Genomic DNA, 15,505 nt, shown 5'->3' with positions numbered 1-15,505 from the left:
AAAGATCGTGCCGAAAAAGGGCGAAGAGAAAATCGACGATCAGGAATTTTTAGAAGCTTATTTTAGTAAAATTTATAAAAACATCCGCAAACACGATGAAAGCGGCACGGCGCTAACTAAGCTTTTGAAGGAGAGCTAACGCGGTTCTGTTTGGTTTGCGCCAGGGCTAGCTGCGCACCTAGCCCACGCGCAAGCCGAGATCATAAAATATTAAATGCAGAATTTTACGCCGCAAACGCTTGAGTAAATTTACGGAAATTCTAAATTTTATAAATTTTGTGGAACATAGCTTCGTAAAAATGCCGGTCCGCATGATGCCAAAAGTACTACGTGCGTAGATAAAATTCCGCTTGCTTATGATAAATTTTTAAAATTTTTTAACTTAAAATTTCAAAGTTTATTTACCCGCCATCGTTTAGTATTTCATGAAAAACTTCAAAATTCAAAGTAAAAATTTGTAATTTTAAAAAATGTAAATTTAAGAGATAAAGGCGTAAGGCTGGGATTTCTTTAAATTAAATTAAGCGTTATAATTACAAATGATAAATAAATTCTTTTTAATTTAAATTTAAAGAATTTTTCACTAATATACTGCTCTTTTTAATAACGCCTATGAGAAATAGTATTATAAAAGGATCAAAATGAGCTTATTTAGGTTTTCCATTGCAGCGGCGGGAGCGCTTTGTTTATGCGCGGCCACTTTAACTGCACAGGATGATAGCGAAGGTGGCTCCCAAAATTTAGGGCAGATCAATGTTACGGGAAACGTAGAAAGCGACCCGCTTACCAAAAAAGTCGGCGAAACCAAAAAGAGCGCCAAGCAACTTGCCAAAGAGCAAGTTAGCGATAGTAGAGATATGGTTCGTCACGAAACCGGCGTTTCAGTTGTCGAAAGCGGAAGATTCGGTGCTAGTGGTTATTCGATCCGCGGAGTAGATGAAAATCGTGTAGATATAAGTATTGATGGACTTCGCCAAGCAGAAACGTTAAGCTCGCAAGGTTTTAAAGATCTATTTGAAGGATATGGAAACTTTAATAACACTAGAAACGGCGTTGAGGTTGAAAACGTAAGACAGGTAGATATCACTAAAGGTGCAGATTCGGTAAAAAGAGGCTCGGGCGCGCTAGGTGGCTCAGTAGCGTTTGAGACAAAGGATGCGAGAGATTATCTAACGGAGAAGGATTGGTATTATGGATTTAAGCGCGGGTATCAAAGTGCGGATAGACAAAACTGGCAAAGCCACGCAGCTGCAGTTCGGTTTAAGTGGTTTGATCTTTTGGCTATTCATACTGATAGAGAAGGACATGAACTAAAAAACTGGGGATATAAAAAATATGATCCTACTGTTATAAGAAAAGTTAGAGAAAAGCCTGATCCTTATAGAATTTACAAAAAAAGCACATTGGTAAAATTTGGCTTTCAGCCTACCGATACCGATAGATTTAGCTTAGGATACGATAAGTCTAATATAAAATCAGAGGGAATAGACTGGTCGAATCAATTTGCTCTTTATAATACGCAAACTCCTTGGGGTGCTCTAACTAATGACATACGACATACCAACGATAGAAGCGAAAGAAAAAACTATTCGTTCACTTACGAAAATTTCGACGAAACGCCTTTATGGGATAGCTTAAAATTTAGCTATAACAAGCAACATATTAAGTTAAAAGCGAGAACGGATGAGTATTGCGAGGGCGATAATTGCGCGGGGATTTCAAATCCCGCGGGGCTTCATTTAGAAAACGGAAAGTTAGTGGATAAATACGGAGGCGAGCTGAAGCAAGGGCTAAAATGGGGCTTTATGCCGATAGTAACGGATAGCCGCGGAGAGGAGCTGGATACCGATATTTACGACGGGCAAGAAAACACTATGAGAGGCAGCGTCTCGGATGTTTTAGTCAATTGCGATAACTACGACTGCTCCAAAGGTATCGATCTATTCGATATGAATACGTGGAGTTATCAACACTACGATCTTACCCCTACGCCTACGCCTAACGGCAAAGGAAATTATGCGGTAATAAACCCGAAAGACAGCAACGGCGATTACCTTTTGCTGCCTACTCAACACGGATTTGTGGATAATAACTGGAAAGATAGGGATCTAATCACCGATACGAAGCAATTCAATCTAGATCTTACCAAGGATTTTAATATAAAAAGCACCGAGCATACCCTAAGCTACGGGGGTCTTTATAGCAAAAGCGATAAGCGAATGGTAAATAGACAAGGATACGGTCCCATTAATAAACAATGGTGGGCGAATACCTTTTTCGGCATATCAAATACCAATCCGTCTTTTCCTATACTAGGCACTTGGTATGCCGATAAGTGTAAATTATACAACGGAAACGACTACGTATCGCTTTGCGGTCACGAAGATGATCCTTTTAGCTTCCTTATTCCGGTTGAGACCAAAACCGGAGCGCTTTATGTGGGAGATGACTTTCGTATAAACGATGTTTTAGCCTTTGATCTTAATTATAGGTATGATAAGGTTAAACACAATCCATCATATACCCCAGGCGTTACGCCTAAAATTCCGACCGATCTGTTTATCGGGATGTTCGTTCCATACACGCCGCTTCCGGGCACTCCGTCTAACGACGAGATAAAAGCTCATAGAGATGCTAACGCCGAAGCCAACGCCGTGTATTTAGCTTCTCAGAAGAGAAAATATTCGGCAAACTCATATTCTTTATCTACGAATATCGATCCGCTCGATTTTTTTAGAATTCAGCTTAAATACGCAAACGGATTTAGGGCGCCTACTTCGGACGAAATTTACTTCACTTTCCAGCACCGTGATTTTTCGATATATCCGAATTTGGATTTGAAAAAAGAAACGGCAAAGACTAAAGAGATTGCCTTTACGCTTCATAATTCTCCAAGCTTCGTTACATTGAATTTATTCCAAACTGATTATAGGAATTTTATAGATTTACAATATAAGGGGGAATTCCAGCTTCCTTACGGAAACGGTGGAAGTACAATGCCTACTTCTGTGTATCAAAACGTAAATCGTCCAAAAGCAAGAGTAAGAGGAATAGAGATAGATTCGAGACTGGCTTTGGATCAAATTTGGCAGCCTCTACAGGGCTTTCATATAGGATATAAGCTAAGTATTCAAAAAGGCTGCGAAAAAGGCGAGAGATACCTACAATATGTATTGGTACGAGCAGTATCTAGGCGGCAAAATCGTAAACGGCAAATCTGTAAGCAATAGTGAAGTGGAATGGAGAAGCGGCGGATATACCACGATAGACTTCGTAACATATGTAAAGCCGATCAAATATCTAACTCTTCGTGCAGGCGCGTATAATATAACCGATCGCAAATATATCACTTGGGAAAGTGCCAGATCAATAAGGCCTTTTGGAACTAGCAATCTGATAGATCAAGAAACAGGACTTGGCATCAACCGCTTTTACTCGCCGGGTAGGAACTATAAACTCACATGGGAGTTTCAGTTTTAAAAATTTAACCAGGTGTTTGATGTCTTATTAAAACAAAAGCCTTTGGAATCAAAATTTATAGATTTATTACTAAATTTAAAAAGATGGCGATAGTAAATCATTTGGCATCATTTAGATTTCCGAATTTTATGTAGCATGTAAATTTCAAATTTTACGTGACGCGGTAGTCCAAAGGCTCCTGTCCGTGATGATGTCAGCTTTATAATTTTGCAATGACGCCCGCGATCTCTTTCAAAATCAAGATAGCGAATTTTAATTTTAACTGTGGTCTATATGAAGCCTTTAGCTCGCGGAATTTCTCCGTTGCTAACGTATAAGGCTCCGATCCCCGTAGCACTATTTCGCGCAATGTAGTTTTAAAAAATTTTATTAAATAATCCAGACTACTTAACCGCCGAAAAACGAGTGATAAAAAACCAAGTGCGGGCTCCGGTTAAAATTTGCACGGAATTTAAAATATTTTAAAATTTGAAAATTTATAGAATTAAAATTTAACGATAAATTTGACCGAGCGGATCGGTCAAATTTTGATTAAATTTTAGCGCCGAGCGCGCAAAAAAGGATTATTTATAAGCCTTAATCGCCTTGTCTAGAATTTTCTCTGCTTCCGCAGCGCTTGCGAAGTCCTTCACTTTGACCCATTTATTCGGCTCTAAAAGCTTGTAGGTTTCGAAGAAATTTTTGATCTTATCCAGCGTCGCTTTAGGCAGATCGGCGACCCCTTTAATGCCCTCAAATCGCGGATCGATCTTGCTAACCGGCACGGCAAGCAGCTTCTCGTCTATGCCGCTTTCATCCTCCATCATCAAAACGCCGATTAAGCGGCACGGGATCACGCTACCGGCGACAAGCGGGTATTCGTTCAGCACCAAAACATCCGCAGGATCGCCGTCGTCTGCTAAGGTGTTGGGCACGAAGCCGTAGTTTGCGGGGTAAAACATCGCGCCGTATAGCACGCGATCTACGCAGAGCGCACCGCTTGCTTTGTCTATCTCGTATTTGATATTCGAGCCGTAAGGGATCTCGATCACTGCGTTGATTTTATCGGGGTTTGAGCCCACTTTTATCTTTGAAAGATCCATAGTTTTCCTTTATTTAGAATTTAAAATTTTGATATTTTTCACGTCTATCGTCGTTTTGGTAAAATCTTTGTCGATCTCGCCGCTAATTCGCACGAGCGTATTTTCATCCACGCTCACGCCGCGCCAAACGTCATCGTCGATCTCAACATCGATGCTATCGCCGTTTTGATCCACAAATCTATAATGCTCGTGTCTGAGTTGAGATTTTATCCTGCCGTCGATTACGACAAAAGAATCATCTCTTAATTTAAGCGCTTCTTTGACGCTTGACGGTTGAGTTTGCGCCGCGGAGCCGCTTGGGACAAACCCGCCCGCGCCGAATGCAGCCGCACACAAAGCCATACTAAGTAAAAATTTTCTAACCATATCTATCCTTAAATTTTAATCTCTGCGTTTGCAAACAGATCTGAAATTTCATTAAATTTAAAAACCAGCGCAAATTTAGCACCCGCATTAAATTTGTTGCGCGAGCTATTTAAATTTACGCTTGAAATTTGGCTATCTCACGCAACGGCAAGCTATAAATTTAAAAACGCGCTCACTTCGGAGGCGCATTAAATTTAAGTGCGATCTGCGCCGCTTGCAATACGAAAAAGAAGCTGGGTGCGCTTTAAATTTAAGCCGCCATCCAAGCGCGCTAGCCTAATTTTTCGATCTGCGCGGCGATTATAGCGTTTATGTCCGCTACAATCTCCTCGACCGTACGCTCGCCGTTTACGCTGTAAAATACGCCTGCGTCGCCGTAAAATTTACGGATATCCTCGATCGGCTCTGAAAATACCGCCATGCGGTTTTTAAAGACCTCCTCGTTATCGTCTGCTCCGCGAGCGCGTCCTAAAACACGCTCCTTGGCGACCTCCTCGCTGACGCACACCTCGATGACTGCGCTAAGATTTACATCATCGTCGCCTCGCAGTACCTCGTCTAGTTTGCTCATCTGCTCGACGCTTCTTGGATAGCCGTCGATGATGATGAAGTCTTTAGGCGAGCTTTTAATCGCGCTAACGATAGCATTTACAACGATATCAAGCGGCACGAGATTGCCTTTAGAGATGAAGCCGTCTATCTGCCTACCAAGAGCGCTGCCGCTTGCTACTTCGGCGCGTAGCAGATCGCCCGTGGAGTAGTGCTCGATGCTTTGATTCATCTGAGCGATCATGCTCGCATCGGTCGTTTTGCCGCTGCCAGGAGCGCCGATGATTAGAAAAAGGCTTTTCATTTTTGCTCCTTTTTCTGAAGCCTAAGACCTAGCTCGCGAAGCTGCTCGTCTGTAACGACGCTAGGGGCTTTGGTAAGCGGACACTGCGCGCGCTGCGTTTTAGGAAACGCGATAACCTCGCGAATACTGCTTGAGCCGGTAACCAGCATCATCAGCCTGTCAAAGCCGATCGCGATACCTCCGTGCGGAGGCGCGCCGAAGCTTAGCGCATCGAGCAGGAAGCCGAATTTCTCCCTCTGCTCCGCAGGCTCGATCTTAAGCAGCCTAAAGACCTTTTCTTGAATGTCCGCCTTATGGATCCTGATGCTGCCGCCACCAAGCTCAATGCCGTTTAGCACGACGTCGTAGGCAATCGAGGTAATATCCTCCAAATCTGGCTCGTCGGGATTGTTCGGCATCGTAAAAGGATGGTGCATCGCAGAGTAGCTGCCGTCGTCGTTTTGCTCAAACATCGGGAAATTTACGACCCACAAAAACTCAAGCCTGTTCGGATCTATGAGACCAAGCTCGTTTGCAAGGAAAATTCTAAATCTGCCCATATAATCAAGCACGATTTTCTTTTTGCCCGCGCCGAAAAATACGACGTCGCCGACTTTAAGCTCGCAGCGCTTGATAAGCTCGCCCAGCTCGCTTTTTTCAAAGAATTTTACCAGCGGCCCCTTTAGACCGTCCTCTTTTACTTGGATAAACGCAAGCCCTTGCGCGCCGAATTTTTTCACGTACTCCTCAAAGCCTTGCATCTGCCGCTTGCTAAATTTCAGATCGCCGCCCTCGACTTTCAGGGCTTTTACGCGGTTAGCTTTGCGGTCTTTGGCTAAATTTGAAAAAATTTCGTTGCTCGATTTTTCAAAAATATCGGCTACGTCGATGAAAGGCATATCGTAGCGCAGATCGGGTTTGTCGCTGCCGTAAAGCTCCATCGCGTCTTTATACTCCATATGTCTAAAAGGAGTGACGATCTCGCGACCGCAGGATTTAAAAATATCCTTTAAAACCTCCTCGGCTACGCGCATTACGTCGTACTGGGTATTGAAGCTCATCTCGATATCGATCTGCGTAAATTCCGGCTGGCGGTCGGCGCGCAGGTCCTCATCGCGGAAGCAACGCGCGATCTGGAAGTATTTATCAAAGCCCGAGCACATCAAAAGCTGCTTGAAAAGCTGCGGACTTTGCGGAAGCGCGTAGAAGCTGCCCGGATAGACGCGGCTAGGCACCAGATAATCCCTAGCGCCCTCAGGCGTCGCGCGCGTTAAGATCGGCGTTTCGACCTCCACAAAGCCCAGCCTATCAAGAGCATTTCGCGCGGCGATCGCGGCCTTGGAACGCATCTTAAATTTATCGAAGCTTCCCTCAGCGCGCAGATCCAAAAAGCGGTATTTCAGCTTCGTTTCTTCATTGACGCTTTTATCGCCGATTACGAAAGGAAGCGGCTTGCTTGGATTTTCGATCTCTAAGCTTTCTACTACGACTTCGATGTCGCCGGTTTTTAAATTTGGATTTTCTAGCCCCTCGCCGCGAGCTCGGATCTTGCCGACGGCTTTTAGAACGAATTCGTTTCGTACTTCGTTTGCAATTTCATACGCTTTTTTGCTATCTTTGGGATCGCACACGAGCTGAAGCAAGCCGCTTCGGTCGCGCAAATCTATAAAAATAACGCCGCCGTGGTCGCGGTAAGAATTTACCCAGCCGCACACGGTTACACTTTTGCCGATATCGTTTTTACTCAAATCGGCGCAATAATGACTTCGCAAATTTACTCCTTTAAAATTATTTGTAAAACGCAAGTATAGTTAAATTTTGCTTTTACAAAGCTAATTTTTTATAAAATAAAACTATGGAAAATAAAATTCATAAAAACCTTAAATTCGCGGGGCTAATAGCCAAAAAATCAGAAGAGATTCGCCCCGTCGTGGAGCAAATTTGCGAAATTTTAAAAGCGCAAGGTATTGAGCTTTTGCTTGAAGAGGACGGAGCGGAATTTTTCGGTTTTAAGCCGCATACGCTTGTAGAAATTTTAAAAAAGACCAATTTTTTAATCAGTCTCGGCGGCGACGGCACGCTTATTGGACTTGCGAGACTACTAAGCGATAAAAACGCTTTTATTTTGGGTATCAACGCAGGTACTCTCGGGTTTTTAACGGACGTGCAGCCGAGCGAATTCGCAAAATTTTTAAAGGAATTTTTGCGTGGCGAATACGAGATCGAGCGCCCGTTTTTACTCGAAGTGATACTAGAAAACGGCGGCGGTAAAATCGTCCGCAAGACCGCATTTAACGACGTCGTAATCACCCGCAGCCACATCTCTTCGATGGCGAAGATCGATGCGTTTTTAAATAGAAAATATTTCAACACCTACTACGGCGACGGCGTGATCGTAAGCTCCGCCGTGGGCTCGACCGCGTACAATATGAGCGCGAACGGCCCGATCGTCTATCCGCTGTGCGACGTGTTTTGCGTCACGCCGATCTGCTCGCACAGCCTGACGCAGCGGCCTTTGATCCTGCCAAAAGAGTATCTCGTAAGCTTCAAAAACGCCGGAAACTCCGAAGTTGGCGTCGTCATCGACGGACAAGACGTTTTTGATATGGCGGAATTTCACAGCGTGAGCGCTAAAATTTCACACGCCAAGGTGAATTTAGTAAAACGCAAGAGCTACGATTATTTCGACGTTTTAAAAGCCAAACTCAGATGGGGACACGGCGGATGTTAGAAAGAATTTATATTAAAAATAATCTGGGTTTTTGCGAGAGCGAGCTTAGTTTTGGCCCAGGACTTAGCGTATTTACAGGTATCAGCGGCGCGGGTAAATCGGTATTAATAGGCGCGATTTTAGCGGTGTTTGGGCTTAAAGAATGCGAGGCTGAGCTCATAGAAGCGGACGTAGAGCATAAATTTGATATGGAAAATTTCGGCTTGATAAACGATACGCCAAATATTTTTCGCGTCCTAAAAGAGCGTAGCTTGCGATACTTTATAAATTCTCAATCGATCTCGAAAAAAAATCTAAGCACGATCGCCGGCGAATACGTGAAATTTTTAGGCGCGAAAAACGCCGGCGAAATGAGTAGCGACAGCTTGCTAAAACTACTTGATCTTATCGCCGCGAAAAAAGATACGGCACACGCGCAAAGCCTATCGGAGCTTCAAAGCGCTTTTGTGGAATTTAGCCGCACAAAAAAGCAGCTGGATGAAATTTTGGATCAAGAACGCAAGATCGAGGAGTTAAAGGAATTTGCTCGCTTTGAGATTGAAAAAATCGAGCGCGTATCGCCTAGGATCGGCGAATATGAGGAGCTTTTGCAGATCAAAAAAAAGCTTAGTAAAAAAGATAAGATCGAGGAACTTTGGGCTAAGGCGCAGGGTGTTTTTGAGCTAGAACGCAGCGTCATCGAAGCGCTAAGTCTTAGCGGGCTGGATAGCGCATTTTTTGAGGATGCAATGAACGAGCTGCGGCTAAAGCAAGAAAGCTTGAGCTTAGATGAGCTCGAAAATATCGACATAGAGAAAATTTTAGATCGCATCGAAGCTCTTAGCGCGCTAAATAGGCGCTACGGAAGCGTAGAGGAGGCGCTAGCTACACTTGAAGCGCGCAAGAGAGAACTTGAGCATTACGAGCAGTTAAGCTTTGAAAAAACTAAGCTACAAACGGAATTTAAACGCCTTAGCGAAAGCACCGCTACCCTTGCCGAAAAAATCAGCGAGGCTCGCAAGGGCACTAAAAAACGGCTCGAGGATCTAATAAATTCCTATCTAAAGCAGCTTTATATGGACGGAGTGGAGCTTAGTTTTAAGCCTACGGCGCTTAGTGAGTGCGGCACAGACGAAATTTGCGTCAGCTTGTGCAAGACGGAATTTAAAAATTTAAGCTCAGGCGAAACGAACCGCCTGCGTCTTGCTTTCATCGCGGCAAGCTTGGAGCTTACAAATAACGGCGAGGGAATTTTGATCTTAGACGAGATTGATTCAAATTTAAGCGGAAAAGAGGCGATGAGTATCGCAAACGTGCTGGTAAAAATTTCAAAATTTTATCAAATTTTTGCGATCTCGCACCAGCCGCAGCTTAGCTCCAAGGCTGCGTCACACTTTTTAGTAAGTAAAACGAACGGCAAATCTAGCGTGAGATTATTAAGCGAAAATGAGAAAATAACAGAGCTAGCTCGTATGATAAGCGGCGAGACGATTACTGCAGAAGCCCTGGAATTCGCTAAAAAGCTAAGGCAAAGCTAAAGGAATTTTAAGCTTAAGTTTAAATCTGAAATTTTTCGCTACAATACCGCGTTTAATTTAAATTTAAGTGTGATTTTGCAAAACGACGTAAAATCCGCTTCGAAAAATTTTATCAAGTGAGTTTTATGATTATAGATACACATTGCCATTTAGACGATGCTAGTTTCGATGCTGATTTAGACGCGGTGATTGAGCGCGCCACGATTGCAGGCGTGCGTAGCATCATCATTCCCGGTGCCGATGTAGCAGACCTAGATAAGGCATGTAAAATTTCGCACGCGCGGAATAATGTGTATTTTGCCGTAGGGGTGCATCCATACGAGATAGATTCTTTCGATATGGAGGTGCTGAAGCGGTATGCTGACGATCCCAAATGCGTGGGCGTTGGCGAATGCGGTCTTGATTATTTCAGACTTAAGCAGCAAGAGAGCAAGGAAACCAAAGCCTTAGAAATCTCCCGCCAAAAAGACGCCTTCATCTCACAAATCGATCTAGCAACACAACTTCAAAAACCACTTATAGTCCATATCCGAGAAGCAAACGAAGATAGCTTTGGAATTCTAAAAGATCGTGCCGGCGATTTATGCGGCGGTGTTTTGCACTGCTTCAATGCCAGCAAGCTTTTGCTAGGTCTTAGCGAATACGGATTTTACTTCGGTATCGGCGGAGTTTTGACATTCAAAAATGCAAAAAACTTAGCTGAGATCTTACCGCAAATTCCGCAAGAGCGCCTTTTAATCGAGACGGATGCACCATATCTAACCCCGCATCCGCATCGCGGCGAGCGCAACGAGCCTGCATTTACGAGACTCGTGGTAGAAAAAGTCGCGGAAATTTTAAGCCTAAGCGTAGAAGAGGTTGAAGCAATAACGACTCAAAACGCCTGTAGGCTTTTTGGCGATAAAATCAAAGGAGAGATATGAAAGCCATAAAATTTATACTGCTAGCCCTACTTTTAGTGGGCGAAGCGTTTGCGAGCCAGCCCGGTCTGATGCGCGCAAATCACGACTATATTTTAAATCAATTCGGCATCGAAAATAACGAATCGAGCAAAAACGTAGTTGCGGGCATATTCCGTGCGATCAATGCAAGCGATCGCAAGCAGTTTAAGCATATCGTGACTTCGCAGTCGCACAATGCCTACTTAGTCAAATCCGAGGTCGATAACATCGAAGCTCCGGAATTCTTATTGTATTTGGCAATGGTAGAATCTCATCTTAAAAATACGGTCACATCAGGCGCTAGCGCAGGTGGTATGTGGCAGCTGATGCCGGCAACTGCGAAAAATTTCGGTCTTAGAGTAGATAGCGCCGTGGATGAGCGTCGCGATCCCGCAGCCTCTACGGATGCTGCGTTTTCGTATATTTTGCATCTGAAGCAAAATTTTGGCAAGTGGTATTTAGCACTAATGGCGTATAATTGTGGTGATCAAAAGCTTAAAAATGCGATTGCAGCTACTGGCAGCGATGATCTGGATCGCTTGCTAAAAAGTCCCGCACTTCCTAATGAGACTAAGAATTTTATCAAGCGCATTATTAAATACGCTTACATCGCTCAAAATGAAAATATGCGTAAAATCCTGCTTTTTGAAAGCGAGCCGTGGGGGCTAAAGCGTATCGCCGTAGCTCCGGGCACAAAGCTAAGCGCGGTTGCAAAACAGATCGGAATTTCGCCGTCGCAAATGCAGGATTACAACGCGCATATTAAAAACGGAATTTCGCCGCTTAACGGCAAGTACTTCTTTTATATCCCACAAAGCAAATATGCAGAATTTGTCGTAAATCAAGGCGCGTTTCAAGCGTATGAACCACGTCTGAAACAGCGCAAGCCAGGACGCGTGTTAGCAGGTTTGGCAAACGAGCTTAGCCTCAAAGACAAAAACGAAATAGCGCTAAATAATATAAAATTTAACAAATAGATCGGATCGTAGGTGTCGTATCGGAAAATCGCCCTTCTTAGCGCGCTTTTTGCGCTGATTCTTGCCGGTTGCTCGTTTCGCACCGCACCGTCGTCTAGATCGTCTGCGAGCGGTGCGGGCAAGATCGGCAAAAACTCCCCCGCCACCATGCGCCCTTATAAAATCAACGGCAAAACCTACTACCCCGAGCAAGTAAGCGTCGGCGATACCCAGATCGGTATCGCCAGCTGGTACGGACCGAATTTCCACGGCAAATACACCTCAAACGGCGAAATTTACGATATGAACGGCATGACCGCCGCGCACAAAACCTATCCAATGAATACTATGGTAAAGGTCACGAATCGCGACACCGGCGCTACCGCAACCGTGCGCATCAACGATCGCGGTCCATTCGTGGATGGTCGCATCATCGATCTTAGCAAAACAGCTGCTAATTTAGTAGGCGTATTTGCCAAAGGTACAGCGCCGGTAAAACTCGAAGTAGTGGGCTTTTACGGACATACCATCGCCAAAGGCTCGCCGAAAGCAACCATTGTCGGCGGAAATTTTATGGTGCAAATCGGTGCGTTTAGAAACAGAAGCGGCGCACAAATTTATCAGCGCGATTACCACGGCACGGCGGGATATCCTGCGATCATCAAAGAATTTAGCATAGATGGCGCGCCTATTTATCGCGTCTTTTTAAGTGGATTTAAAAGCGAGGATGAGGCGAGAGATTTCGCGCATAATGGCAAGTTTACTGGAGCTTTCATCGTAAGAGAGTAGCAGTTTTCTTTGACGGCTTTTACTTTCGTTTTTTGCTTGATAAGGGCTTTGTTAAATTTATTTGTGAGCTACTTGCAGTAAAATTTCCCGTCATCTAATAGTTATCTGCTTTAGCTGCGGCGAAGTGCGAACTACTTGCAAGCTATTCGTAGCAAAAAGTGCGTCTGCCTGCTCGAGCTTTGCTTTTTAATAGGGCGCCGCAGCTGATAAAATTTTATATTGCTAGGGGATAAAGCATGCAAAAATATCCGGAAGTTTATAGTTTAAGAGTTTGGCTATACTTGAAAAATATAAAGACGAGCTGAGCGTAGAACAATACGAGCAAAACAGATCTATCATATGTAATCACGCGATAGAGGGTATGTTTGCAAACGAGCAAGATATAATCGATCTTATCAAGGTCGATAAGGGAGAAAAAACGCCCGATGAGATAATAAACGAATATAAAAAAGAGTGGGGCGTTTTATAGCGTAGTAGAAAATTTAAATTTGATAGTGAAATATTAGATGTATTTAAGCGCAGCTCTTCGGTTCTTTGAATTTTAATCGTGTAAAAAAGTTACGACTTCATGTTCTTTTGGCAGGAACTTTCTACCGTGTATGCCACTTTCGCCGTATTCTATCAAAGCTTCATTAAGCACCCTATAAAGTTCATCTAACGAAATTCCGTCAATACTAGAATTTATATTTTCTAGCTTATATTTGATAAAAAACGGATTATCGACTAGCATTTTACTTGTGGTTTCGTCATAGACCCGTCTAATATCAAACTCAATTTCTCTACCTTTATAATAAAGCAGCCAAATCATCTCTCCAGTATATCCGTCTCTTGGATCAGGCAGATGCGGGCTACAAACAAAGATAAGCCAAATATCTCTTTGCCTGTCGATTACCCAGTCTAACCACTTTATTTCATTAGGCCCCTGTGGATCATAATGATATTTTGCCAAGCACTGATCTACACGATTTATAATATCATATTTCTCCAAGTCCTCTTTCGAAATATATTCTGCTACAAACGCCACTTTCTCCTCCTTGAGAAATTCTATAATTTAAATTAGATCGCTCGTATATAGACCAAACAAAGACGAGAATTCAAATTTAATGTCTTTGTCGCTCAACATTTTATTATCCGGCACCGCAATAATGCCCGATTTAAACCTATATAATATATACTTTTTAAATTTAAATCCATTGAGTGCTAAGAAAATGAAATGGCGCAACATGGTGATTAAAAAGTATAATGGACTTGTCAAATACGCTATTATTTTATCACTTTTATTTTTTATATCTTTCATCCATATACCAGCTCCTTCTTCATTATATGGTATCAACGCCCAAGTTACCGATACGAGATCGTCTTTTTGCATAATTTCGGTTTTAAATTTCATATGTTCGTCTATATGGTCGAATGAAATTCTATCATCATAAAATTTTGTAAAAAACTTATTGTAAAATTCTTGATAGGCTATTTTTATCTCCCAAAACGTGCAAAATAAAATTCCGAAAATCCCCATTACTAATGCGACTTTTCGCATTATTTCTTTGTAAGGATCTAGTTCCGGCGTCAAATTTAGCAAGACAAAAAACAAGAATATAAGCACGCCCGTTATTTTATTTGATATAGTAAGCCTAAAAAAGTAGTCGTTTTCTATGATTATCGGCTCTTTGTCACGGTCTTTCATAATATTTCCCTGTTTTAAAATCGTGCATAATTTTATCTTAACGGCGCTTTGCGAGGGATTAAAATTCCAGCCTTGCCGCACCTCATTAAATTTTTAAAATTATATTTCTATGCATATGCCGATTATTCAAAGACAAGCTTCCCGCCCGTTTTCGATAGAATTTTAAAATTTCGATTTAAATTTCTAGCCCATGCAGAAAACGCGCCTTAATCCAAAAAGCATAGAAAACGCAGCCTTGCACAGAAATTCAGGCGCTTTGTCGCTCGCCGCCTCTTTTAAATTTAGCGTCCAAAAATACGCAGAATTTCACGCCGTATAGGTAGAAAATCCAGCTTATGTAGATCCACAGAAAGAAAAATAGCGCGACCGAAAACGAGCCGTAGATGCTAAGATAGGTTTTGTTATAAAAGACGTATTGCGCGAAAACCAGTCTCGAAAGCCACCATAAAATCGATGCTACGAGCGATGAGGCAAGCACCGCTTTTGCGCGGATCTCGCGGTTGATCGCCGTAGCATAAGTAATCGCAAAGATCCCCCAAACGATTAAGTAGGGTAGAATTTTAAGCAAATTTATCCAGCTCGTAAACTCGGTTTTATTTAGCAGCTCCTGAAGCTCGCCGCTGATATAAAACGATGCTCCAAGCCCCACAGGAGCGAGCGTCATCAGCGTCCAGTAGGTGCTTAGGCTCTTAAAAAAGCTTCGCTCGGGCGAATGCGAAATTCGCGCGATAATCGCTTCAAAGTCCCCGAAAAACAGCACCGACGTAACTAACACTGCGCAAAAGCCCGTTACGCCAAGGCTTAGGCCGTTAGCCATAAATTCTTCGATATAGTGTGCCATGCTCGCTTGATTTGCGGGCAGGAAGTTTGAAAAGATAAAGCCCATAATCTTGTCGTAGTAGCCTTTAAAGCTTGGCAGCTGCATAAAAACGCTAAGCGAAACCATCAGCACCGGCAGTAGCGCCAAAATCGTGTGAAAGCTAAGGCTTGATGCATGGTGCATGAGCTCGGTATCGTAGAGGCGGAAGAAATTTTTGAGTCGGTTTTGCGCTTGCTTAAGCGCCGGTATTAGTTTTTTCATACGGGCGATTTTACATTAAAAATTTAGAATTTCATATAAATTTGCG

14 protein-coding genes and 1 pseudogene are annotated in these 15,505 nt (G+C 43.1%); 8 read left to right on the top strand and 7 right to left on the bottom strand.

Going from position 1 to position 15,505, the window contains the following annotated elements; genetic code table 11:
- Positions 1-641: 641 nt before the first annotated feature.
- Both Q0369_RS04015 and Q0369_RS04010 read left to right on the top strand, forming a co-directional pair.
- Positions 642-3,230 carry a TonB-dependent receptor gene (locus Q0369_RS04015; protein WP_298096325.1) on the top strand — a complete coding sequence of 863 codons (2,589 nt, stop codon included), beginning with the start codon at positions 642-644 and terminating at the stop codon, positions 3,228-3,230.
- A complete protein-coding gene (locus tag Q0369_RS04010; RefSeq protein ID WP_298096322.1) occupies positions 3,169-3,480 on the top strand; it encodes a TonB-dependent receptor in 312 nt (103 codons plus the stop codon). The genes Q0369_RS04015 and Q0369_RS04010 overlap by 62 nt, the downstream gene beginning before the upstream one ends.
- 563 nt (positions 3,481-4,043) lie before the next feature.
- On the opposite strand, the gene ppa is transcribed toward Q0369_RS04010, so the two are convergent.
- The 4 genes from ppa to aspS form a co-directional block, all read right to left on the bottom strand.
- Positions 4,044-4,562: an inorganic diphosphatase gene (ppa, locus tag Q0369_RS04005; protein ID WP_298096319.1), complete on the bottom strand. Its 519-nt coding sequence runs from the start codon at positions 4,560-4,562 to the stop codon at positions 4,044-4,046.
- A gap of 9 nt (positions 4,563-4,571) precedes the next feature.
- The gene (locus Q0369_RS04000; RefSeq protein ID WP_298096316.1) at positions 4,572-4,928 is read right to left on the bottom strand and encodes a YgiW/YdeI family stress tolerance OB fold protein; all 357 of its coding nucleotides are present in this window, start codon (positions 4,926-4,928) and stop codon (positions 4,572-4,574) included.
- Positions 4,929-5,199: 271 nt separating this feature from the next.
- The gene (locus Q0369_RS03995) at positions 5,200-5,781 is read right to left on the bottom strand and encodes an adenylate kinase (RefSeq protein WP_297882540.1); all 582 of its coding nucleotides are present in this window, start codon (positions 5,779-5,781) and stop codon (positions 5,200-5,202) included.
- Positions 5,778-7,532 (bottom strand): aspartate--tRNA ligase, encoded by a 1,755-nt coding sequence (gene aspS / locus Q0369_RS03990; protein WP_298096314.1) that lies wholly within the window; start codon positions 7,530-7,532, stop codon positions 5,778-5,780. The genes Q0369_RS03995 and aspS overlap by 4 nt, the downstream gene beginning before the upstream one ends.
- A gap of 83 nt (positions 7,533-7,615) precedes the next feature.
- Here aspS and Q0369_RS03985 point away from each other — a divergent pair, with 83 nt between their 5' ends.
- The 6 genes and pseudogenes from Q0369_RS03985 to Q0369_RS03960 all read left to right on the top strand — a co-directional run bounded on the left by Q0369_RS03985 (position 7,616) and on the right by Q0369_RS03960 (position 13,163).
- The gene (locus Q0369_RS03985) at positions 7,616-8,491 is read left to right on the top strand and encodes an NAD(+) kinase (protein WP_298096311.1); all 876 of its coding nucleotides are present in this window, start codon (positions 7,616-7,618) and stop codon (positions 8,489-8,491) included.
- On the top strand, positions 8,485-10,008 hold the full coding sequence (locus Q0369_RS03980) for an AAA family ATPase (RefSeq protein ID WP_298096308.1): 1,524 nt from the start codon (positions 8,485-8,487) through the stop codon (positions 10,006-10,008). The genes Q0369_RS03985 and Q0369_RS03980 overlap by 7 nt, the downstream gene beginning before the upstream one ends.
- Positions 10,009-10,133: 125 nt before the next feature.
- Positions 10,134-10,931 carry a TatD family hydrolase gene (locus Q0369_RS03975; RefSeq protein WP_297903343.1) on the top strand — a complete coding sequence of 266 codons (798 nt, stop codon included), beginning with the start codon at positions 10,134-10,136 and terminating at the stop codon, positions 10,929-10,931.
- A complete protein-coding gene (locus Q0369_RS03970; protein WP_297882548.1) occupies positions 10,928-11,926 on the top strand; it encodes a lytic transglycosylase domain-containing protein in 999 nt (332 codons plus the stop codon). The genes Q0369_RS03975 and Q0369_RS03970 overlap by 4 nt, the downstream gene beginning before the upstream one ends.
- Positions 11,927-11,938: 12 nt before the next feature.
- Positions 11,939-12,694, top strand: coding sequence for a septal ring lytic transglycosylase RlpA family protein (locus Q0369_RS03965; RefSeq protein WP_298096305.1), 756 nt, complete (start codon positions 11,939-11,941; stop codon positions 12,692-12,694).
- A gap of 236 nt (positions 12,695-12,930) precedes the next feature.
- Positions 12,931-13,163, top strand: a pseudogene (locus tag Q0369_RS03960) (hypothetical protein).
- A gap of 72 nt (positions 13,164-13,235) precedes the next feature.
- Here the strand turns inward: Q0369_RS03960 and Q0369_RS03955 are convergent.
- From Q0369_RS03955 to Q0369_RS03945, 3 genes are all read right to left on the bottom strand, one after another.
- Complete coding sequence (locus Q0369_RS03955; protein ID WP_298096300.1) at positions 13,236-13,718, bottom strand: hypothetical protein; 483 nt, start codon at positions 13,716-13,718, stop codon at positions 13,236-13,238.
- Between the two features lie 27 nt (positions 13,719-13,745).
- Entirely contained in the window at positions 13,746-14,378 is a 633-nt protein-coding gene (locus Q0369_RS03950; RefSeq protein WP_298096296.1) for a hypothetical protein, read from the bottom strand.
- Between the two features lie 247 nt (positions 14,379-14,625).
- Positions 14,626-15,459, bottom strand: a complete 834-nt coding sequence (locus Q0369_RS03945) for a YihY family inner membrane protein (protein WP_005871668.1) — start codon at positions 15,457-15,459, stop codon at positions 14,626-14,628.
- Between the last annotated feature and the right edge of the window lie 46 nt (positions 15,460-15,505).

The organism is uncultured Campylobacter sp. (assembly GCF_938030685.1).
GTDB lineage: Bacteria > Campylobacterota > Campylobacteria > Campylobacterales > Campylobacteraceae > Campylobacter_B.
This window is presented reverse-complemented; position numbering and strand designations above follow the sequence as displayed.